We start from the raw sequence: 21,028 nt of genomic DNA on the forward strand, positions 1-21,028 counted from the left end.
GTGGCTGAGTGAGTGGCCGAGGCTCGGTGACCCGGTGACGGGAGGCTGGTCACAGACTCCACTGCCGGAGCTCCTCCGCGATGTCGCGCACCGAGGCCTCACCGCTCTTGACCAGCCGGGCCAGGTCGCGGACCTGCTCGGGCGAGGTGACCACCTTCAGGCCGCTGGCGACCAGGTAGGCGTAGGCGACCGCGGAGGCGAACAGGGCGTTGGAGCGCTCCAGCGCGGGCACGTGGACGAGGAGTTGCAGCAGCGCGGCGGCGCGCGCGTGCGGGGTGTCGTAGACGGGGACGTCGAAGATCTCGGCCCGGTGCCGTGCCACCGCGGCGACCAGCGCGCCCCAGTCGGTGACCTCCGGGTCCCCGGGCGTCATCCGTTCGGCGAGCATGAGCAGCCAGGCGAGGTCGATCCTGAGATCGTTCAAGGGATCAGCGCCGGCCTTCGTCCCGTTGTCCGCGGCCGCCCTCGCGATGGTTGCCGAACTCCTCGGCGAAGACCGCCTCGTAGCTCTTCATGAAGTCCGCGGCGGCCTCCACGAAGGTGCGGCCCGCCTCGCCGGTGTCCTGGCGGACCAGTTCCTCGATGTAGCGGTTGACGCTCATGCCGCGGGCCAGGGCGCGTTCGCGGGCGGCGCGGGCGGTGCCCTCGTCCACTCTCACGTTCAGCTGGGTCTTCGCCATGCCTCGACGCTAGCGCGTGACCGCTAGCACGGGCAAGGGCCGGCTCGTCGTGCCGCGCCTTGGGTGGAGGGTGTCCCTTACACGGGCCGCGAAGGGCCTGCCCGGGGGTGGAGACGCGGCTCGGTCCAACGGGGGATACCGGCTGTGGGCCTGGTCACACTAGGCTCGGCTCGGGACAGAGCACTCATGAGCCAGGACGTTCAGGGACGCAGGACCACCGAGGAGGCCGTCGTGTCCACACCTGCTGCTGCGGCGCCGGGCCGGCCGACGGCCGAGGGCACCGCGGCCCGCGCCCGCGGGCTGACCAAGGCGTACGGGTCGGGCGAGACCACCGTGCTCGCGCTGGACTCGGTGGACGTCGACATCGCGCGCGGCCGATTCACGACGGTCATGGGGCCGTCCGGGTCGGGCAAGTCCACCCTGATGCACTGCCTGGCGGGGCTCGACACGGTCTCGGCGGGGCAGGTCTGGATCGGCGACGCGGAGATCACGGGGCTGAAGGACCGTGAGCTTACCCGGCTGCGCCGCGACCGGATCGGCTTCATGTTCCAGTCGTTCAACCTCATTCCGACGCTCAACGCGCTGGAGAACATCACCCTGCCGATGGACATCGCGGGCAGGAAGCCCGACGAGGAGTGGCTGGACCGGGTGATCGACACGCTCGGCCTGCGCGACCGGCTCGGGCACCGGCCGTCCCAGCTGTCCGGCGGCCAGCAGCAGCGCGTGGCCTGCGCGCGTGCGCTCGCCTCACGGCCCGAGCTGATCTTCGCCGACGAGCCGACCGGCAACCTCGACTCGCGGGCCGGTCTGGAGGTGCTCGGCTTCCTGCGCGAGGCCGTCGACTCCCTCGGGCAGACGGTCGTCATGGTGACCCACGACCCGGGCGCCGCCGCCCACTCCGACCTGGTGCTCTACCTCGCGGACGGCCGGATCGTGGACGAGATGGAACACCCGACGGCGGAGGCGGTACTGGAGCGGATGCGCCTGTTCGCGAGCACCCAGCCCCGGACCGGGGCCGGCGCCGGGGACCCGGGGGGCGCCGGAGGCCGGGGGAACGCCGGGGGCTCGGGCGGGCCCGGGGTTCCGGGCGGCTCCGCCGGTCCCGACGGCCCGGGCGCCCTCGGCGATCCGGGCGGCGTCGCAGGCTCCCGCGACCCTGGCGGGTCGGGCGAGCCGGGCGGGTCGGGCGGTTCCGGTGGCGTCGATGGCTTCGGTGGGGTCGGGGCGGGCCGTCGGGTTGACGGCAGCCCGCGCATTCCGGGCAGCACGCGACCCCCGCGTATGGACGCGGCCGGCGATCGGTTCGTGGAGGACGGGACGGGGACGTCCGACGGGGACGGGGCCCAGGCGGGCAACGGGGCCGGGGCTCGTGCGCGCGGCCGCGACGAGCCGGGCGCGGAGGACGACGGAGCCCGGGCGCGCGACGGTGACGGTGCCGCCGTAGAGGAGGCCTGAGCCGGTGCTCAGGGCGACGCTGCGCAGCTTCCTCGCCCACAAGGGGCGACTGCTGCTCTCCGCCCTGGCCGTCGTGCTGTCCGTGGCCTTCGTCGCGGGCAGCCTGATCTTCTCGGACACGGTCACCCGCACCTTCGACCGCCTCTTCGCCTCGACCGCCGCCGATGTCACCGTGGCGCCCCGGCAGGACCTCAAGTCCCCCATCCGCACGGGCGCCGTGCAGACCGTGCCGGCCTCGCTGGCCGCCCGCCTGGCCAAGGTGGACGGCGTCGCCGCGAGCCGCGTGAACGTCCTCGTGGAGAACGTCACGGTGGTCGACGACAGGAACCAGCCGGTCGGCCCGACCACCGGAGCCCCCACCATCGCGTCCAACTGGCAGGCCACCGCCCGAAGCCCGGTCGAGCTGACCTCCGGCCACGCCCCGCACGGCGACGGCGAGGCCGTCCTGGACGCCGACACCGCCCGGCACAAGGGCGTGCGCATCGGCGACCGGCTGGCGGTGCAGTCGCCGACCGGGACGTTCCGGGTGAGCGTCTCCGGCATCGCGACCTTCACCACCACCAACCCGGGCTCGGCGCGCGTCTTCCTCGACACCCCGACCGCGCAGAGCCGCCTGCTCGGCTCCACGGACCGCGCCACGAGCATCTCCCTCGACGCGGTGAAGGGCGTCAGCGACGCCGAGCTCAAGCACCGCGTGGGCGCGGCGATCGGCACCGGCGGCTACGACCTGAGGACGGCGGGCGAGCAGGCCAAGTCGGCCGCCGCCGACCTCGGCGGGTTCCTCAAGGTCATCAAGTACGTGATGCTCGGCTTCGCCGGGATCGCCGTCCTCGTCGGCGTCTTCCTCATCGTCAACACCTTCTCCATGCTGATCGCCCAGCGCACCCGCGAGCTGGGCCTGCTGCGCGCCCTGGGCGCGGACCGGCGACAGGTGCGGCGCTCGGTGCTGACCGAGGCCGTCCTGCTCGGCCTGGTCGGCTCGACGCTGGGCCTGGCGGCGGGCATCGGCCTGGCGGCCGGGCTGATCAGGCTGCTGAGCGCCTTCGGCATGAATCTGAGGACCACGGAGATGGTCATCGGCTGGGGCACACCGGTCGCGGCGTACGCCGTCGGTGTCGGGGTCACCTTCGTGGCCGCCTATCTGCCCGCCCGCCGAGCCGCCGGTGTGTCACCGATGGCGGCCCTCGCGGACGCGGAAGTCGCCGGTGCGGGGCAGCCGTTGCGGGTGCGCGCGGTGGCGGGGTCGGCCCTCGGCGCGGCGGGCCTGGCCGCGCTCGGGGGCTGCGCGGCGGCGACCAGGACCGCGACCGCCGCCTCCCTGCTGGGCGTCGGCGTGGTCCTCACCCTGGTCGCGACCGTCGTGGCCGGCCCGCTGCTGGTGCGGCCGCTGATCCGGGTGCTGGGCGGCGCCTTCCCCGCGCTGTTCGGCCCGATCGGGCGGATGAGCCAGCGCAACGCCCTGCGCAATCCCCGCCGGACCGGTGCCACCGCGGCCGCCCTGATGGTGGGGCTGGCCCTGGTGGGCGGCATGTCGGTGGCCAGCGCCTCGATGACCAGCTCCTTCGACCGCCAGATCGACAAGACGCTGGGCGCCGACTTCGTGGTGCAGAACCGCAACTTCGTGCCCTTCCCGGCGGAGGTCACCGACAAGGTGCGCGGCACGCCGGGCGCGGGGCTCGCCGTACGGCAGCGGCTCGCGGCGATCGCGGTACGGCTGCCGGACGGCAAGCGCGTCGAGACGGCGGCCTCCGGATACGATCCGCGGCTCGACTCGGTCGCGCACATCAAGTACGCGGCCGGGAACACCGCGGCCGCGCTGGCCGACGGCCATCTCGCCATGGACGTGGACTTCGCCCGCAAGCACGGTGTGCGCGTGGGCACCGTGGTGCCCGCCGAGTTCCAGGGCGGCCGCCGGACCGCGCTGACCGTGGGCGCCCTGACCGACCAGGAGTCCGCCGAGGGTTTCGGCGTGCAGGGCGGCCTCTTCTTCGGCATCGGCACGGTCGACAGGTACGTGCCCGGCACCGAGGACGCGGCGCTGTACGTCAACGCGGCCCCGGGCACGGGCGCCGGCGAACTGCGCTCCCGCCTGGAGCGGTCCCTCGCCCCGTATCCGAACGTGCAGGTGCGCGACCAGGCCGACTACAAGAAGCTGGTGCACGACCAGATCGCGGTGCTGCTGTATCTGGTCTACGCCCTGCTGGGTCTGGCGATCGTCATCGCCGTCCTCGGCGTGGTGAACACCCTGGCCCTGTCGGTGGTGGAACGCACCCGCGAGATCGGCCTCCTGCGCGCGATCGGGCTGGCCCGGCGGCAACTGCGGCGGATGATCCGGCTGGAGTCGGTCGTGATCGCGGTCTTCGGCGCCGTCCTGGGACTGGGTCTGGGCCTGGTCTGGGGCGTGAGCATGCAGCAGGTCCTGGCCCTCCAGGGCATGACCGCCCTGGCCGTCCCGTGGGGCACGATCGTGGCGGTCGTCGTCGGTGCGGCGGTGGTCGGCATCGTCGCGGCCCTGCTGCCCGCGCTGAGAGCCTCCCGCATGAACGTCCTGGCGGCCATCGCCCACGAGTGACCGCCGACCGCCGGCCGCGCCGGGCCCGCGTCACAGGGCCCCGTTCCGGATGGTGGAATCCGGCACGCCGGCCGCCGCTTCCTGATGGGATCGTCGCATGATCGATCTGCGTATACGGGTGGCCGCCACCGACGACCTCGACGCTGTGCTGGCCTTCTGGAAGGCGGCCGCCGAGGGCACGAGCATCAGTGACGACCGGGAGGGTGTGGAGCGGCTGGTCAGCCGCGATCCGGAGGCGTTGCTGCTGGCCGAGGAGGCGGGCGAGCTGGTCGGCACGGTGATCGCCGGATTCGACGGCTGGCGGTGCCATCTGTACCGGCTGGCGGTGCGTCCGGACCGCCGGCGACTGGGCATCGGCTCGGCGCTGCTCGCCGCGGCCGAGGAGCGCTTCGTACGGCTGGGCGGGCGGCGGGCGGACGCCATGGTGCTGACTCGCAACGAGCGCGCGCGCCACGCCTGGAGCGCCGCGGGGTACGGGCCCGAGGAGCACTGGAGGCGGTGGGTGAAGCCGCTGGCGCGGTGAGTCCGGGGCCGACCGGTGACGGAGCGGCCCGCATTCCCCGGTTCCTTTGCCCATCCTTTACCATTGCAGGATCACTCGGTCCTGCATGAAAGGTTGTGAGCGTCCGCCCATGGGCGAGCCTCCCAGTGCGCGGCATCGCGCGAACTGCCCCGTCCGGGCCAACCATGGGATGGGGGTGACCCGATGACCGAAGTGCTCCTGCTGCTGGTGGCCGTCCTGCTGTCCCTGGCCTGCGGCGCGTTCGTCGCGGCCGAGTTCTCGCTGACCACCGTCGACCGCGGCTCGCTGGAGCGGGCGGCCGAGCGCGGTGAGCGGGGCGCGGCCGGCGCCCTCAAAGCCGTACGGAACCTGACGTTCCAGCTCTCCGGCGCCCAGCTCGGCATCACCGTCACCAACCTGGTGGTCGGCATGCTCGCCGAGCCGTCGATCGCCAAGCTGCTCGCGGGCCCGATGCAGGCACTCGGGCTGTCCCGGTCCACGGCGACCTCGGTGGCGCTCGTCCTCGGCACGGCGCTGTCCACGGTGTTCCTGATGGTGGTCGGCGAGCTGGTCCCGAAGAACTGGGCGATCTCCTCGCCGCTGGCGGTGGCCCGGCGGGTCGCCACCCCGCAGCGCTGGTTCAGCTCGGCCTTCCGCCCCTTCATCACCCACCTCAACAACATGGCCAACCGCGTGGTGCGCCGGCTCGGTGTGGAGCCCGCCGAGGAGCTGGCCTCCGCGCGCGGGCCCCAGGAGCTGGCCGCGCTGGCCCGGCACTCCGCGAAGGCGGGCGCCCTGGAGGCGGACACCGCCGAGCTGTTCGTCCGTACCCTGAACCTCGCCGACCTGACCGCGGAGAACGTGATGACCCCGCGCGTCCAGGTGGTCGCGCTCGAGGCGCGGGCGACCTGCGAGGACGTGGCGAACGCGACCCGCGCCACGGGCCTGTCCCGCTTCCCCGTCTACCGCGGCAGCCTCGACTCGGTGGTCGGCACCGCCCACGTCAAGGACGTGCTGGCCCTGTCCGCCGAGCGGCGGATACGGGTGCGGGTCTCCGAGATCATGCGCGAGCCCCTGCTCGTGCCCGAGTCGCTGACGGTCGACCGGCTGCTGGACCGGCTCTCCGGCCGCCGCACGATGGCCGTCGTGATCGACGAGTACGGCGGTACGGCGGGAGTCGCCACGCTGGAGGACATCGTCGAGGAGGTCGTCGGCGAGGTGCGCGACGAGCACGACCCGCACGAGACGCCCGACCTCGCCCCGGCCGGGGCGGACACCGAGGGGCGGGCCCTGTACTCGGCCGACGGTTCCGCGCGCATCGACCAGCTCGCGCGCGTCGGCCTGCGGGTGCCGGAGGGGCCGTACGAGACGCTCGCGGGCCTTGTCGCCACCGAGCTCGGCCGGATACCAGCGGCCGGTGACGTCCTCGACGTCGGCGGCTGGCGGCTGGACGTGGTGGACGCGGGCGGCCGCCGCGCCGCGCGCGTGCTGCTGCACGCCCCGCTCGACGACGAACCGCCCGGGCCCGAGCGGCGGGACGAGCGACACGGCGGGCACACCGCCGAGGAGAGGAAGGCCGACCGGTGACCGGAGTGCAGATCCTGATCGGCCTGGCGACCCTGGTCGTCAACGCCTTCTTCGTGGGCGCGGAGTTCGCCCTGATCTCCGTGCGCCGCAGCCAGATCGAGCCCTACGCGGAGGCGGGCGACCGGCGTGCGAAGAGCGTGCTGTGGGGCCTGGAGCACGTCTCGGCGCTGCTCGCCGCCGCCCAGCTCGGCATCACCCTGTGCACGCTGGTGCTCGGCGTGGTCGCCGAGCCCGCGATCGCGCATCTGCTGGAGCCCGTGTTCCACGCGGTGGGCGTGCCCGCGAGCGCCGGGCACGCGGTGTCGTTCGTGATCGCGCTGGCGCTGGCGACGTATCTGCACATGCTGCTCGGCGAGATGGTGCCGAAGAACATCTCGCTGGCGGAGCCGGTGCGCAGCGCGCTGCTGCTCGGCCCCCCGCTGGTCGCGCTGTCCCGCGCCCTGCGCCCGGTGATCTTCACGGTCAACGCGTTCGCCAACGGGCTGCTGAAGCTGTTGCGGGTGGAGGCCAAGAACGAGGTGTCCGCGACCTTCACGGACACGGAGCTGGCCGAGATCGTCAAGGACGCCAGCGAGGCCGGACTCATCGACAACAGGGCTCAGGAGCGGCTGCACGACGCGCTGGAGCTCGGCAGCCGCCCCGTGCGCGACGTCGTGCTCCCGCTGGAGCGGGTCGTCTACGCACGTCTCGGGGTCACCCCGGAGCAGCTGGAGCGGCTGTCGGCCGACTCCGGTTTCTCCCGCTTCCCCGTGGTCGACGAGGGCCGCCGGATCATCGGCTACCTGCACGTGAAGGACGCGCTGGACGCCTCCCCGCGCGACGAGGCGTTCCGGCTGCGCGACATGCGCCCCATCGCCCGGGTCCGTGAGGGCACACCGCTGGACGACGTGCTCACCGCCATGCGCGGCAGCCGTACCCACCTCGCGGCCGTCCTGGGCCCGGACGGCCGGCTGTCGGGCCTGGTCACCATGGAGGACGTACTGCGGGAGCTGTTCGGCCAGCCGGTGTGACCCGCCGGCCCGACACCGAGAGGAACCGACCGCTTGGTATGTGACCGGCCGACCGGGATACCATCGCTCTCGCCATGCAGACGAATCCCACGTATTCCAGCCTGGTCGCGGTCGGCGACTCCTTCACCGAGGGCATGTCGGACCTGCTGCCCGACGGTTCCTACCGCGGCTGGGCCGACCTCCTCGCGGCGCGGATGGCCGCCCGGCACTCCGGCTTCCGGTACGCCAACCTGGCCGTGCGGGGCAAGCTCATCGGGCAGATCGTCGACGAGCAGGTCGAGGTGGCGGCGGCCATGCGGGCCGACGTGGTCACGCTGGTCGGCGGGCTCAACGACACCCTGCGGCCCAAGTGCGACATGGACCGGGTCCGGGGCCTGCTGACCGAGGCGGTGGAGCGGCTGGCGCCGTCGTGCGAACGGCTCGTACTGATGCGCAGCCCTGGCCGGCAGGGTCCCGTCCTGGAGCGCTTCCGGCCGCGCATGGAGCAGCTGTTCGCCTGCGTCGACGAGCTGGCCGAGCGGCACGGCGCGATCGTCGTCGACCTGTACGGCGCGCCGTCGCTGGCGGATCCCCGGCTGTGGGACGTGGACCGTCTGCATCTGACGGCCGAGGGCCACCGCAGGGTCGCGGAGGCGGTGTGGCAGGCCCTCGGGTACGAGCCGGAGGACACCGAGTGGCGTACGCCCATGACCGCGACCGCGCCGCCGAACTGGGCCGGCCGCCGCCTCGCGGACGCACGCTTCGCCCGGCGGCACCTGCTGCCGTGGATAGGCAGGCGGCTGACCGGCCGCTCCTCCGGCGACGGCCGCCCGGCCAAGCGGCCCGAACTGCTGCCGTACGGGGACCCGGCCCAGCCACCGGGCGGCACCCGGCCGGCCCTGCCGCCCGAGGGCTCCGGCGAGCTCTCCGGGCTCTCGTAGGTTCCGACGAACAACCCCGCGGCGCTGGCCTGCACGAATCGCCAGTAAACTCGGTGCACGTGACTGCTGCGCCCGCAAAGCCCCGTATCCCGAACGTCCTCGCCGGACGCTACGCCTCCGCCGAGCTCGCCACGCTCTGGTCGCCCGAGCAGAAGGTGAGGCTGGAGCGGCAGCTCTGGCTCGCCGTGCTGCGCGCCCAGAAGGATCTCGGGATCGAGGTGCCGGACGCGGCGATCGCCGACTACGAGCGCGTCCTCGACACCGTCGACCTGGCCTCCATCGCCGAGCGCGAGAAGGTCACGCGGCACGACGTGAAGGCGCGGATCGAGGAGTTCAACGACCTCGCCGGGCACGAGCACGTGCACAAGGGCATGACCTCCCGCGACCTGACGGAGAACGTCGAGCAGCTGCAGATCCGGCTCTCGCTGGAGCTGATGCGCGACCGCACGGTGGCCGTGCTGGCCCGCCTGGGCAGGCTCGCCGGCGAGTACGCCGAGCTGGTCATGGCCGGCCGCTCGCACAACGTGGCCGCGCAGGCCACCACCCTCGGCAAGCGCTTCGCCACCGCCGCCGACGAACTGCTCGTCGCGTACGGCCGGGTGGAGGAGCTGCTGGGCCGCTATCCGCTGCGCGGCATCAAGGGCCCGGTCGGCACCGCGCAGGACATGCTGGACCTGCTGGGCGGCGACGCGGCGGCGCTCGCGGAGCTGGAACGGCGCATCGCCGGCCACCTGGGCTTCTCCCAGGCGTTCACCTCGGTCGGCCAGGTCTACCCCCGCTCCCTGGACTACGAGGTCGTCACCGCGCTGGTGCAGCTGGCGGCGGCGCCCTCCTCGCTGGCGAAGACGATCCGCCTGATGGCCGGGCACGAACTGGTCACCGAGGGCTTCAAGCCCGGCCAGGTCGGCTCCTCGGCCATGCCGCACAAGATGAACACCCGCTCCTGCGAGCGCGTCAACGGCCTGATGGTGATCCTGCGCGGCTACGCCTCCATGACCGGCGAACTGGCGGGCGACCAGTGGAACGAGGGCGACGTGTCCTGCTCGGTGGTGCGCCGGGTCGCGCTGCCGGACGCCTTCTTCGCACTGGACGGGCTGCTGGAGACGTTCCTGACCGTCCTCGACGAGTTCGGCGCCTTCCCGGCCGTCGTCGCCCGGGAGCTGGACCGCTACCTGCCGTTCCTCGCCACCACCAAGGTGCTGATGGGCGCGGTGCGGGCCGGGGTCGGCCGCGAGGTCGCCCACGAGGCGATCAAGGAGAACGCCGTCGCCACCGCGCTGGCGATGCGGGAGCAGGGCGCCGAGCGCAACGACCTGCTCGACAAGCTCGCCGCCGACGAGCGCCTCCCCCTGGACCGGGCGCAGCTCGAGACACTGATGGCGGACAAGCTTTCCTTCACCGGCGCGGCGGCCGACCAGGTCGGCGCGGTCGCCGCACGCGTCGAGGAGATCGTCAAGCAGCATCCGGAGGCCGCGGCCTACGCTCCCGGGGCGATCCTCTGACCCGCTTCACCCGCGCGGAACTCGAGGCCGCCCGCGACCGCCCGATACCGGACGTGGTCGCGGCCGGCCTGCGCGTGCTGTTCTGCGGCATCAATCCCGGTCTGATGTCGGCCGCCACCGGCCACCACTTCGCCCGCCCGGGCAACCGCTTCTGGCCGGTGCTGCACCGGTCGGGGTTCACACCCAGGCTGCTCGAGCCGGCGGAGCAGGGTGAGCTCGTGTCGTACGGGCTCGGCATCACGAACGTCGTGGCGCGGCCCACCGCCCGGGCCGACGAGCTGACGCCCGAGGAGTACCGGGAGGGCGGCCGGGCGCTGGCACTGAAGGTGGCGCACTGGCGGCCCCGGTGGCTGGCCGTGGTCGGAGTGACCGCCTACCGCGCGGCCTTCGACGACCGCAAGGCCGGGGTCGGGCCGCAGGAGCGGACGATCGGCGCCACGCGGGTGTGGGTGCTGCCCAACCCGAGCGGACTGAACGCCCACTGGACGGCCGAGACGATGGCGGAGGAGTTCGCGCGGTTGCGCGTTGCCGCGGAGGCCGACTAGGGCCCTTCTTCCGGATCAGGCCGGCTCCGAGCGACCTCACTTCCCGGCCGACCCTAGCGGGATCTGGTGCGTGCAGATGCGAGGCGTAGGAGGGAGTCGACGCGATGGGGTAGTGCGTGCCGGACCCCGCGACCGGCGGCAAGATCCGGAAGAGAGGCTCTGGCGGGCGGCCCGCCGGTCACGGCGGCCCCATGTCGGTGACGACCGCGAGCAGTTGTATCCCGTCTGCCGGGTCCCGGTCGGCCACGCCGACCGCGAGCCAGCGGCCCGTCCCGTCCGGCCCCCACAGGTTCAGCTCGTCCGTGCGCAGGCTGAGCTCCGACCAGGGCTCGGGTATCGCCTCGCCGCGTGCGCGGCGCAGTCTGAGCGTGAGCATGCCCCAGGGCTCCTGCCGCCTGCCCTTGCGGGCGTCCAGGACCTGGGACAGGGCCTCCTTCAGGGCGTGGAAGTCGTCCGCGGCTCCCGCGCGCCGCTCCGCGCAGCCCGGCCGCAGACCGTGGCTCGCCTCCAACTCGGCCAGGAAATAGCCGGGTCCGCCCAGCACGGAGTCCGACCGGCCGCGCTCCGCCGGGAACTCCCGGGCGCACAGCCGGTCGATCACGGCGAGGTACTCGGCGATGTCCATGCGTTCCAGTAAACCGGCTGCCACTGACAATTGGCGGGGCGTCAGGAGTGGCGCCCTCCGGCTCGCGGTCCCGGCGCTCGCTGTGCCGGGCCGGGCCGAGTACGATCCGCCCCACACGCGCACGAGCTGGGAGGACGGACGGTGGGGCGGCTGACCGGCGGGGATCCCTCGCTGCTGCGAAGGATCAATTCCGCGGTGGTGCTGCACGCGCTGCGTGCCACGGACTGCGCGACGCTCACGGAGATCACCCGGGTCACCGGGCTGTCCCGGCCGACCGTCGAGGGAGTCGTCGAGGACCTCATCGAAGCCGGCCTCGTCGTCGAGAAGGCCGCCGAGGAGGGCGCCGCCCGCCGTCAGGGACGCCCGGCGCGGCGCTTCCGGTTCCGCGCCGAGGCCGGGCACCTGCTCGGGCTGGAGATCGGCGCGCACCGGGTCGCCGCGCTGCTCGCCGACCTCGACGGCAAGGTGCTCGGCGCGCAGGCCAGGGACGTCGACGAGACGGCCGGGGCGGACGAGCGCCTGGAACGCCTGCGCTCAGCGGTGGCCGAGCTGCTGCGCAGGGCCGGTGTGGCGCGCGGGTCCCTGCGTGCCGTGGGCGTCGGCACGCCGGGGATCGTCGAGGCGGACGGCGTCGTACGGCTGGGCACCGCGCTGCCGGGGTGGACCGGGCTGCACCTGGGCGAGCGGCTGAGCCGTTCCTTCAAGTGCCCGGTGCTGGTGGAGAACGACGCCAACGCGGCGGCGGTCGCCGAGCATTGGAAGGGCGCCGCCACCGAGTCGGACGACGTGGTCTTCGTGCTGGCCGGGCTGAGCCCGGGCGCCGGTTCGCTGATCGGCGGGCGGCTGCACCGCGGGTTCGGCGGGGCCGCCGGCGAGATCGGCGCGCTGCATCTGCTGGGCCGGGAGGCGACGCCCGAGACGCTGCTGTCGACCACGGACCAGCCGCTGCACCCGCTGGACGAGCAGGCCGTGGCCGAGGTGTTCGCGCTGGCCCGCAAGGGCGACCGGCGTGCCCGCGCGGCCGAGGACCGTTTCATCCAGCGGCTGGTGCACGACGTGGCGGCGCTGGTGCTGGCGCTGGACCCGGAGCTGGTGGTCGTGGGCGGCTGGGCGGCCGGTCTGGACGGCGTGCTCGAACCGCTGCGCCGAGAGCTGGCCCGCTACTGTCTGCGGCCGCCGCAGGTGACCCTCTCGATGCTCGGCGAGGCGGCCGTGGCGACGGGTGCGCTGCGGCTGGCCCTCGACCATGTCGAGGAGCAGTTGTTCGCGGTGGAGAGCACGGTGACGGCCCGGCGCTGAGCGCGCCGGGCCGTGGGTCCGTGCCGGCCGGCGACGGGCCGTGGGTCCGCGCTTGCCGGCCGCGTCAGGAGGCCTGGCGGCCGTGGGTCCGCGCTTGCCGGCCGCGTCAGGAGGCCTGGCGCTCGGGCCCGTGGTGGATCTCCACGCCGCCCGGGTCGCCGAAGGTGAGCCGGCAGGTGTCCGCGCGGTAGGTGGCGACGGACAGTGCGGCGATGCCGTCGCCGACGGTGAAGCGGGTGGTGACGACCAGGACGGGGGCGCCGGGCAGCCGGTCCAGCTCCTTGGCGTCGTCCGCGCGGGCGGAGCCCAGTTCGACCGCGCGCTCCTGGCCCTCCAGTTCGAGGCGCTGGAGTTCGCGCAGCACGGCACGCGCGCGTGCCGGTCCGGAGGGGGCGTCGATCGCGCTGAGGTCGGGCACGGAGGAGGCCGGGATGTACAGCAGCTCCGCCGCGACCGGCTGGCCGTGGCTGACGCGGGAGCGGCGCACGGTGTGCACGGGCTCGTCGCGGTCGGTGCCCAGGACGTCGGCGACGCTCGCGGGCGGTACGTCCTGCACGCAGTCCACGGGCTGCCAGGCGTCGCCCGCGGCGCCCGGCCAGGCGTGCTGCTCGGTGCCCACGGCCACACCCACGCGGGGCGGCGCGACGGTGGTACCGACGCCGCGGCGGCGCTGCAGCCTGCCCTCGAGCTCCAGCTGCTCCAGGGCCTGGCGGAGCGTGGCGCGGGCCACGCCGAACCGGGCGGCCAGCTCCCGCTCGTTGGGCAGAATCTCGCCCACCGAGAACTCGGAGTCCAGTGCCTCACTGAGCACGGTCTTCAAATGCCAGTACTTGGGCTCCGGCACCGTTTCCAGCTGCGTGGTCCCCACCCTGTCCTCCGCGATCGCCGTGGTCCGGCGGCGTTTAAGCGCCCTTGTTTATTAAAGGTTGTTGTACTTATCAGCGACCATAGGGCGGCCCCCACCCTTGGTCAAGACCAATCATCGAATGCCCGGGCACTCCACAGGCGCCCGCCACGAAGCGTTCATGAGGCGTTCGCGGACGGCGGGCCGGGCGGTGGGACGGGCGGTGGGCGGGGCGGCTCAGGAGGCGGCGAGGGACGTCAGCTTGTCCGGGTTGCGGATGATGTAGACGGCCTGGACCCGCCCGTCGGCGACATCGAGCTGGAAGACGCTGTCGGGGCGGCCGCCGGAGAGGATCAGCAGGGCGGGGCCGCCGTTGAGCTCCAGGATGCGGAAGGAGGGGTCCGCGATGCCCTTGCGCGCCGCGCCGACGAGGAAGCGGCCCACCTTGTCGGCGGTGCTCAGGATCCGCAGCGGCGCCTTGGCCTTGCCGCCGCTGTCGCCCACCAGGCGGACGTCGGGCGCGAGCAGCGCCATCAGGCCTTCCAGGTCGCCGTCCGCGGCGGCGGCGAGGAACCGCTCGGTCAGGTCGCGGCGCTGGGCGGGGTCGACCTCGTAGCGCGGCCGGCGCTCCTCGACGTGCCGGCGGGCGCGTCCGGCGAGCTGGCGCACCGCCGGTTCGCCGCGCTCCAGCATGGCGGCGATCTCGGCGTACGGGTAGCCGAAGGCCTCCCTGAGCACGAACACGGCGCGCTCCAGCGGGGAGAGCGACTCGAGGACGACGAGGACGGCCAGGGACACCGAGTCGGCGAGCACGGCCTGTTCCGCCGTGTCCGCGACGGTGCCGGCGACATCGGTGACCAGGGGTTCCGGCAGCCACGGGCCTACGTAGGCCTCGCCGCGCGACTTGATCTGGCGCAGCCGGTCGATGGCGAGCCGGGTGGTGACGCGCACCAGGTACGCGCGCGGCTCGCGAACGGCGTCGTGGTCGGCGCGCGACCAGCGCAGCCAGGCATCCTGCACCACGTCCTCCGCGTCGGCCACCCGCCCCAGCATGCGGTAGGCGACGCCCATGAGGACGGGCCGGTGCTCCTCGAAGAGGTCGGTCTCCATCCCGGTGGTCACCGGTCCATCCCAGCTCACGGACAGGGCAGGTGTCCAGACGGAACGTCACACCGGAGGGCTACCGGTGGGTAGTAATTGCTGACAAGCTGTCTACCCGGCGTCAGTCAGCGATCCCCGACGAGGAGCACCATGTCCGCCACCGTCTCCTTCAAGGTCCCCACCCCGCACGGGCCGCGGACCGTGACCCTGTCCTACGCGCGCGTGGGCAGCGGTGAACCGCTGCTCCTGCTGCACGGCATCGGCCACCACCGCCAGGCCTGGGACCCGGTGGTCCATCTGCTGGCGGCCGAGCGGGACGTGATCGCCGTCGACCTGCCGGGCTTCGGCGCCTCCCCCGCGCTGCCCGACGGGCTGCGCCACGACCTGCCCACGATGAACGCGGCGCTCGCCGCGCTGTGCGAGGCCCTGGAGATCGAGCGGCCGCACGTGGCGGGCAACTCCCTGGGCGGCCTGCTGGCCCTGGAGCTCGGCCGGGAGAAGCTCGTACGGTCCGTCACCGCCCTGTCCCCCGCCGGGTTCTGGTCGCAGGCCGAGCGGCGCTACGCCTTCGGGGTGCTGCAGGCGATGCGGGCGATAGCGCGGCGCACGCCGCTGCCGCTGGTCGAGCGGCTGTCCCGCACGGCGGCCGGCCGTACCGTGCTGACCAGCACCATCTACGCCCGCCCGGGGCGGCGCTCACCCGAGGCCGTGGTCGCCGAGACGCTCGCCCTCGCGCGGGCCACCGGGTTCGAGGAGACGCTCCGCGCGGGAATCGAGGTGCTGTTCACCGACGACGTCCCCGGCATCCCCGTCACGGTGGCGTGGGGCACCCAGGACCGGCTGCTGGTGCGCCGGCAGGGGATCCGGGCCAAGCAGATCATCCCCCGCGCTCGGCTCGTGCGGCTGCCCGGCTGCGGCCACGTGCCGATGAACGACGACCCGGCCCTCGTCGCCCGCGTCATCCTCGACGGCAGCCGCTGACCACGCTTCAGCCCGCGCGGGCATGTCGACGGCAGCCGCCGAGCGCCGTGCGGCCCGCGCGGGCACGCCGACGGCAGCCGCCGACCGCCGGCCGGCCCACGCGTCATCCCCGACGGCAGCCGCCGACCGCGCCTCAGCCCGCCCGGGCATGTCGACGGCAGCCGCCGACCGCCGGGCCGCCCGCGCGCGGGTTGCATCGACGGTGGCGGCCGGGCGGCGGGCCGCCCGTGCGGGGGCGGTGGAGCCCGCGGCGACCCCGGCGCACACCAGGGCGCTGCCGAGGGCCTGGGCGGCGCCGTAGGAACCCGTACCGGCCAGGGGCGCGGTGCAGGCGGCGGCGACCGGGATGAGACCCGAGAACAGGGTGGCGCGCTCGGCGCCGATCCGCTGCATGCCCATGTACCAGCACACGAAGCCGATCACGGTGACGACCGCCGCCTGCCAGAGCAGCGCGGCGGTCTCACCGGCCGTGGGCCACCGCAGCCAGTCGGCGCCGTCGAGGACCATGCCGGTGAGTGCCGCCTCCACCGCCGCCGCCCCGCACACCACCATGGCCAGCGGCCGCGGCCCCAGCGGGCGCAGTACGGGAACGGCGAGGACCGCGAAGCCGACCTCGCCGGCCAGCGCGCAGACGGAGAAGGCGAGTCCGGCGCCGTCGGTGCGGCCCCAGCCCTGCACGGCGCAGGCCCCGGCCGCCACCAGGAGGGCCCCGTACAGGACGGTCCGCTGCGGACGCCGGCCCTCCGCGAGCGGCACGAGCACCGCGACCACGACGGGGGCGCAGCCCACGAGGACTCCCGGCACGGCGGGCTCGGCGGTGCGCTCGGCGGCCAGGACCGCCAGGTTGAAGCCGACCATGCCGACCGCCGCGAGCAGCGCGAGGCGGGTCCACTGACGGGGCGTGAGCCGCCGCAGCCGGGCGGCCGTGTCCCGCCGGGCCGCCGCGTCCCGCCCCACGAGCGGCAGGAGCAGCAGCCAGGCGAGGCCGTAGCGCAGGAACTGGCCGCCGGCATACGGGTAGTGGCCGAGGACGCTGTTGGCGGTGAAGGATCCTCCGACGAGGACGCAGGCGAGCGCGGCGAGCAGGGCCCCGCGCGAGGTGGTCGCGTTCATGGTGGCGACGTTAGGGAGCGCGGCGGCCCGGTTTAAGGTCCACTTCCATGACGTCATCGGGGACCAATCCGGGCGGGCCCGCCGGTGTCGCCGCCTGGGAGCTGCTGCTGCCGGCCGTCTCGGCGCCGGCCCGCGCGCGTGGGCGCGCGCTGCAGGAGGCGCTGCGCCAGGCGGTCCGCTCGGGGCGGCTCGCGCCGGGCACGCGGCTGCCCTCCAGCCGGGACCTCGCGGCGGACCTCGGCGTCTCACGCGGGCTGGTCACCGAGGCCTACGAGCAGTTGACGGCGGAGGGCTATCTGCGCAGCGGCCGGGGCGCGGGGACGTGGGTGGGCGGAGCGGTCCGTGCCGCACGCACGCGCGCGCTCGACCTCGCCCCGCGCTCCCTGGACGCCCGCGCGGACTTCGTGCCCGGCACGCCCGACCTGTCGCTGTTCCCGCGGGCCGCCTGGGGCGCGGCGCACCGCTCCTTACTGGCGGACCTGGCCCACCACGACCTCGGGTACCCCGACCCGCGCGGGCTGCCCCGGCTGCGCACCGCGCTCGCCGGGCTGCTCACGCGACGCCGGGGCGTGGTGGCCGACCCGGAGCGGATCGTCGTCGTCTCCGGAGTGGCCCAGGCGAGCACCCTGCTCGGCTCCGTGCTGCACGCGCGCGGGATACGCGCCGTGGGCGTCGAGGACCCCGGCAGCCCCCAGCACGGCGACCTGTACGGCTCCGCGGGCGTCGGCACCGTTCCGCTCCCCCTGGACGACGAGGGCCCGGCCATGGGCCCGCTGCGCCGCTCCGGCGTCCGCGCCCTGGTGACGACCCCGGCGCACCAGTTCCCCACCGGCCTCGCCTGCTCCGCGCGGCGCCGTGCCGAACTGCTCGACTGGGCGCGGCGGGTGGACGGCTTCCTCTTCGAGGACGACTACGACGGAGACTTCCGCTACGACCGTGCCCCGGTCGGCGCGCTGCAGGGCCTCGACCCGGAGCGCGTCGTCTACGCCGGCTCCGTCAGCAAGTCGCTCGCACCGGGACTGCGGCTGGGCTGGCTGCTCGTCCCCGAGGCGCTGGCCGGCGAGGTCGTCGAGCGCAAGCGCACCATGGACCTCGGCCATCCCATCGTCGACCAGGCGCTGTTCGCCCGTTTCGTCGAACGGGGCGACTACGACCGCCAGTTGCGCCGCTGCCAGCGCGCCTACCGGGAACGCCGTGACGTGCTCGCCGCCGCCCTGGCGGAGCACTTCCCCGGCACCCGCCTGACCGGCATCGCCGCCGGTCTCCATCTGATCGCCGATCTGCCCGCACGGCACGGCCCCGAGGAACGGTTCCTCGCCCGCATGTCCGCCGCGGGAGTCGCGGTACGCACGCTGACCGCGTACAGACATACATGTGTGGGCGGAGACGCGGCGGGCGGGGAAGGCGGCGTGCGGCTGGTGCTCGGGTACGCGCATCTGCCGCCCGCGCGGATCCGCGCGGGGGTGCGGCTGATGGCCGAGGCGGCGCGCGACGGACGGTCCTCTTGAGAAAGCAACAAAAGGGATGGATCCACGCTTTACCGATCGGTCACAAACCGTTCGTGATCACGCAACACGCTTCCTCCACAGTGGCTGCATGACTCCAGACATGTCTGATGTGACCCGTGCGAGGCACGGACGCCCGGTGCACCACTGGCGGCGGGACGTAGTGGAACTGGCGGCCCTGTTCACGGCCGTCGCGGTGGCGGACGGGGTGGCCAACCTGATCGGGCACGGGCCCGACGGTCCGGCGCTCCTGGTGATCTCGGCCCTGGCGCTGGTGGCCACGGCGGCGTTCCACACCTGGTGGGCACGGCGCCACGGTCACGCACCGCCCGCGGACGATACCGGCGCCCGGCCGGCCGGGACGGGCACGCTGTGGCGGATGCGGACGACGGTGCGCGACGAGCCGGGCTCGCTGGCCTCGCTGTGCGCGGCGCTGGCCGGCCGGCACGTCGACATCCTGAGCCTGCAGACGCACCCGCTGGCCGAGGGCACCGTGGACGAGTTCCTGCTGCGGGCCCCCGCCGAACTGGAGGGGTGCGCGATCACCCGCGCGGTCTCGCTGGCCGGCGGGGCCGGTACCTGGATCGAGCGGGCCGACGCGCACGACCTGGTGGACGTGCCGACACGGGTGCTGGGCCTGGCGGCGCGCACGGCGGTGGACGCGGCGGAACTACCGCTGGCGCTGCGGCAGTTGCTGGGCCGGTGCACCATCCGTTCCCTGCCCGCCCGGCCGGCCGGCGGCGGCCCCGGACCGCAGCCGGTGCCCGCCGACGGGGTGCTCGAGGACACGGTGATGCGGCTGCGGGCCCCGGAGGGAGGGGTGATCACCGTCGAGCGGCCGTATCTGCCGTTCACGCCCACCGAGTTCGCGCGGGCCCGGGCGCTGGTGGAGCTGGACGCCCGGCTGGGCCCGCGCATCCCGCGCGGCGAGGACGTGCTGACCCTGCCCGAGGGCAACGCCATCACCGTGCGCCGGGCCGACACCGGTGACCTCGCGGCGGCCCGGCGGATGCACGAGCGGTGCTCGGCGCGCACGCTGAGCATGCGCTACCACGGGCCGGTCGGCGACGCCGACCGCTATCTGAACCACCTGCTCAGCCCGCGGTTCGGCCGGACGCTCGCCGCGCAGTCCGCCTCGGGCCGGATCGTCGGCCTCGGCCATCTGCTGTGGGACGGCGACGAGACCGAGGTCGCCCTGCTCGTCGAGGACGAGTGGCAGCACCGGGGTGTCGGCACGGAGCTGCTGGGGCGGCTGGTGGCGATGGCCGTCGAGGCGGGCTGCGCGAGCGTGTACGCGGTGACGCAGGCGTCGAACACCGGGATGGTCGCCGCGATGCGCGGCCTCGGCCTGCCGCTCGACTACCAGATCGAGGAGGGCACCCTGGTGATCACGGCCCGGATCGACGCGGCCCCGGCGGCCACGCGTCCGCCGTACGACGACCGCCGGGAGGCGCACCGGAGCCCGGCAGGGCTGCGGGACTGAGCCGGACGTTCGGCGTGCGGCCCGGCGGAGCTCGCCGGGCCGCACCCCGTACGTGACCTGGTCAGCTCATCGCCTCGTGCAGCTCCTTCACCTCGGCCGCCCGGCCCTGCCCCGCGAGCGCCTGGTCGAGGTCCGCCCACAGGTCCTCGACGTCCTCCAGGCCCACCGACATCCGCAGCAGCCGGTCGCTGACGCCGGCGCCCCGCCGGTCGTCCGCGTCGACGATGCGGTGGCTGATGGAGGCCGGGTGCTGTATGAGCGTGTCGACGCTGCCGAGGCTCACCGCCGGGGTGATCAGCCGCACTCCGCCGATGACGTCGTGCGGGTCGCCGTGCACCTCGAAGGCGACCATCGCCCCGCCGATCCGGGGGTAGTGCACACGGGCCACGCGTGGGTCGGCCGCGAGCCGGCCGGCCAGTTCGGCGGCGGTGGCGGAGGCGGCCCGCACCCGCACCGGAAGCGTGGACAGGCCGCGCAGCAGCAGGTAGCCGGCCAGCGGGTGCAGCACGCCGCCGGTGGCGAACCGCACCTGCCGCAGCTTCCCGGCGAACTCCTCGTCGCAGGCCACCACACCCGCCATCACGTCCCCGTGCCCGCCCAGGTACTTGGTGGCGCTGTGCAGCACCAGCCGCGCCCCCTGTTCGGCCGGGCGCTGGAGCACCGGGGTGGCGAAGGTGTTGTCCGCGAGCAGCGGGACGGAGCCGCAGGCGTGGGCGACGGCCCGCAGGTCGACCTCGGCGAGGGTCGGGTTGGCCGGGGACTCCACCATGACCAGACCGGTGTCCGGGCGCAGCGCGTCCGCGATCCCGGCCGGGTCGGTCCAGGTCACCTCGGTGCCGAGCAGCCCGGCGGTCAGCAGATGGTCGCTGCAGCCGTAGAGGGGGCGCACGGCGACGACGTGACGCAGGCCCGTGGCGGCGCGGGCGAGGAGGACCGCGCTGAGCGCGGCCATGCCGCTGGCGAACGCGACCGCGGACTCGGTGCCCTCCAGCCGGGCCAGGGCGGTCTCGAAGCGCGCGACGGTGGGGTTGCCGAGCCGCGCGTAGACCGGGGTGCCCTCCAGTTCCGCGCCGTCGGTGGCGAAGGCGTCGATGCGGGCGGCCTCGGCGCGGCTGTCGTAGGAGGGGTAGGTGGTGGACAGGTCGATCGGCGGGGCGTGCAGTCCCTGCCGGGCGAGGTCGTCGCGGCCGGCGTGCACGGCCTCGGTGGCCAGTGCTCGGGGGGCGGTGCGTACGTCGTCGTACGCGGACGGGCTCACTGCGTCCAAGGGCGTGTCCATGGCGGAAGGGTGAACAGCGGCCGGG

17 protein-coding genes and 2 pseudogenes are annotated in these 21,028 nt (G+C 74.3%); 12 read left to right on the forward strand and 7 right to left on the reverse strand.

Features of this window, described 5'->3' with window-relative positions:
- Window positions 1-49 precede the first annotated feature (49 nt).
- Both IE249_RS08125 and IE249_RS08130 read right to left on the reverse strand, forming a co-directional pair.
- Window positions 50-424 (reverse strand): fic family toxin-antitoxin system, toxin component, encoded by a 375-nt coding sequence (locus IE249_RS08125; RefSeq protein ID WP_189704084.1) that lies wholly within the window; start codon window positions 422-424, stop codon window positions 50-52.
- A gap of 4 nt (window positions 425-428) precedes the next feature.
- A complete protein-coding gene (locus tag IE249_RS08130) occupies window positions 429-680 on the reverse strand; it encodes an antitoxin (RefSeq protein ID WP_189704085.1) in 252 nt (83 codons plus the stop codon).
- A 231-nt stretch (window positions 681-911) separates the two neighbouring features.
- Here IE249_RS08130 and IE249_RS08135 point away from each other — a divergent pair.
- The 8 genes and pseudogenes from IE249_RS08135 to mug all read left to right on the forward strand — a co-directional run.
- Window positions 912-1,760, forward strand: a pseudogene (locus IE249_RS08135) (ABC transporter ATP-binding protein); the annotation flags it as partial.
- A gap of 379 nt (window positions 1,761-2,139) precedes the next feature.
- On the forward strand, window positions 2,140-4,707 hold the full coding sequence (locus tag IE249_RS08140) for an ABC transporter permease (RefSeq protein WP_189704086.1): 2,568 nt from the start codon (window positions 2,140-2,142) through the stop codon (window positions 4,705-4,707).
- Between the two features lie 97 nt (window positions 4,708-4,804).
- The gene (locus IE249_RS08145; protein ID WP_189704087.1) at window positions 4,805-5,230 is read left to right on the forward strand and encodes a GNAT family N-acetyltransferase; all 426 of its coding nucleotides are present in this window, start codon (window positions 4,805-4,807) and stop codon (window positions 5,228-5,230) included.
- Window positions 5,231-5,413: 183 nt separating this feature from the next.
- Window positions 5,414-6,796 (forward strand): hemolysin family protein, encoded by a 1,383-nt coding sequence (locus tag IE249_RS08150; RefSeq protein ID WP_189704088.1) that lies wholly within the window; start codon window positions 5,414-5,416, stop codon window positions 6,794-6,796.
- The gene (locus IE249_RS08155; RefSeq protein ID WP_189704089.1) at window positions 6,793-7,806 is read left to right on the forward strand and encodes a hemolysin family protein; all 1,014 of its coding nucleotides are present in this window, start codon (window positions 6,793-6,795) and stop codon (window positions 7,804-7,806) included. Before IE249_RS08150 ends, IE249_RS08155 begins: the two co-directional genes overlap by 4 nt.
- 74 nt (window positions 7,807-7,880) lie before the next feature.
- Window positions 7,881-8,726: an SGNH/GDSL hydrolase family protein gene (locus tag IE249_RS08160; protein ID WP_189704090.1), complete on the forward strand. Its 846-nt coding sequence runs from the start codon at window positions 7,881-7,883 to the stop codon at window positions 8,724-8,726.
- 59 nt (window positions 8,727-8,785) lie between these two features.
- Window positions 8,786-10,228: an adenylosuccinate lyase gene (gene purB / locus IE249_RS08165; RefSeq protein ID WP_189704091.1), complete on the forward strand. Its 1,443-nt coding sequence runs from the start codon at window positions 8,786-8,788 to the stop codon at window positions 10,226-10,228.
- 53 nt (window positions 10,229-10,281) lie between these two features.
- Window positions 10,282-10,773: a G/U mismatch-specific DNA glycosylase gene (gene mug / locus IE249_RS08170; protein WP_229857804.1), complete on the forward strand. Its 492-nt coding sequence runs from the start codon at window positions 10,282-10,284 to the stop codon at window positions 10,771-10,773.
- Between the two features lie 178 nt (window positions 10,774-10,951).
- Here the strand turns inward: mug and IE249_RS08175 are convergent, their stop codons facing one another.
- Window positions 10,952-11,398 carry a hypothetical protein gene (locus IE249_RS08175; RefSeq protein ID WP_189704092.1) on the reverse strand — a complete coding sequence of 149 codons (447 nt, stop codon included), beginning with the start codon at window positions 11,396-11,398 and terminating at the stop codon, window positions 10,952-10,954.
- A gap of 141 nt (window positions 11,399-11,539) precedes the next feature.
- On the opposite strand from IE249_RS08175, the gene IE249_RS08180 reads away from it, so the two are divergent.
- Complete coding sequence (locus tag IE249_RS08180) at window positions 11,540-12,697, forward strand: ROK family transcriptional regulator (protein WP_189704093.1); 1,158 nt, start codon at window positions 11,540-11,542, stop codon at window positions 12,695-12,697.
- Between the two features lie 106 nt (window positions 12,698-12,803).
- Here the strand turns inward: IE249_RS08180 and IE249_RS08185 are convergent, their stop codons facing one another.
- A complete protein-coding gene (locus tag IE249_RS08185) occupies window positions 12,804-13,565 on the reverse strand; it encodes a GntR family transcriptional regulator (protein ID WP_189704094.1) in 762 nt (253 codons plus the stop codon).
- Window positions 13,566-13,778: 213 nt separating this feature from the next.
- Entirely contained in the window at window positions 13,779-14,663 is an 885-nt protein-coding gene (locus IE249_RS08190) for an RNA polymerase sigma-70 factor (RefSeq protein ID WP_189704095.1), read from the reverse strand.
- A gap of 129 nt (window positions 14,664-14,792) precedes the next feature.
- On the opposite strand from IE249_RS08190, the gene IE249_RS08195 reads away from it, so the two are divergent.
- On the forward strand, window positions 14,793-15,623 hold the full coding sequence (locus tag IE249_RS08195) for an alpha/beta fold hydrolase (protein WP_189704096.1): 831 nt from the start codon (window positions 14,793-14,795) through the stop codon (window positions 15,621-15,623).
- 741 nt (window positions 15,624-16,364) lie between these two features.
- Here the strand turns inward: IE249_RS08195 and IE249_RS40250 are convergent.
- Window positions 16,365-16,793, reverse strand: a pseudogene (locus IE249_RS40250) (EamA family transporter); the annotation flags it as partial.
- Between IE249_RS40250 and pdxR the strand changes: the two are divergent.
- Window positions 16,784-18,244, forward strand: a complete 1,461-nt coding sequence (pdxR, locus tag IE249_RS08205) for a MocR-like pyridoxine biosynthesis transcription factor PdxR (protein WP_189704097.1) — start codon at window positions 16,784-16,786, stop codon at window positions 18,242-18,244. The pseudogene IE249_RS40250 and the gene pdxR sit on opposite strands and share 10 nt — an antisense overlap.
- A 100-nt stretch (window positions 18,245-18,344) precedes the next feature.
- Window positions 18,345-19,724 carry a GNAT family N-acetyltransferase gene (locus tag IE249_RS08210; protein ID WP_373304357.1) on the forward strand — a complete coding sequence of 460 codons (1,380 nt, stop codon included), beginning with the start codon at window positions 18,345-18,347 and terminating at the stop codon, window positions 19,722-19,724.
- A gap of 61 nt (window positions 19,725-19,785) precedes the next feature.
- Here the strand turns inward: IE249_RS08210 and IE249_RS08215 are convergent, their stop codons facing one another.
- A complete protein-coding gene (locus tag IE249_RS08215; RefSeq protein ID WP_189704099.1) occupies window positions 19,786-21,003 on the reverse strand; it encodes a trans-sulfuration enzyme family protein in 1,218 nt (405 codons plus the stop codon).
- Window positions 21,004-21,028 lie beyond the last annotated feature (25 nt).

The organism is Streptomyces anandii JCM 4720, assembly GCF_014650655.1.
Lineage (GTDB): Bacteria > Actinomycetota > Actinomycetes > Streptomycetales > Streptomycetaceae > Streptomyces > Streptomyces anandii.

What these genes read in the sequence shown, in the direction of transcription:
- IE249_RS08210 (WP_373304357.1), top strand. Translation starts at nt 18,345, where the DNA reads ATGTCTGATGTGACCCGTGCGAGGCACGGACGCCCGGTGCACCACTGG.
- pdxR (WP_189704097.1), top strand. Translation starts at nt 16,784, where the DNA reads ATGACGTCATCGGGGACCAATCCGGGCGGGCCCGCCGGTGTCGCCGCC.
- IE249_RS08145 (WP_189704087.1), top strand. Translation starts at nt 4,805, where the DNA reads ATGATCGATCTGCGTATACGGGTGGCCGCCACCGACGACCTCGACGCT.
- IE249_RS08175 (WP_189704092.1), bottom strand. Translation starts at nt 11,398, where the DNA reads ATGGACATCGCCGAGTACCTCGCCGTGATCGACCGGCTGTGCGCCCGG.
- IE249_RS08195 (WP_189704096.1), top strand. Translation starts at nt 14,793, where the DNA reads ATGTCCGCCACCGTCTCCTTCAAGGTCCCCACCCCGCACGGGCCGCGG.
- IE249_RS08160 (WP_189704090.1), top strand. Translation starts at nt 7,881, where the DNA reads ATGCAGACGAATCCCACGTATTCCAGCCTGGTCGCGGTCGGCGACTCC.
- IE249_RS08150 (WP_189704088.1), top strand. Translation starts at nt 5,414, where the DNA reads ATGACCGAAGTGCTCCTGCTGCTGGTGGCCGTCCTGCTGTCCCTGGCC.
- IE249_RS08130 (WP_189704085.1), bottom strand. Translation starts at nt 680, where the DNA reads ATGGCGAAGACCCAGCTGAACGTGAGAGTGGACGAGGGCACCGCCCGC.
- IE249_RS08215 (WP_189704099.1), bottom strand. Translation starts at nt 21,003, where the DNA reads ATGGACACGCCCTTGGACGCAGTGAGCCCGTCCGCGTACGACGACGTA.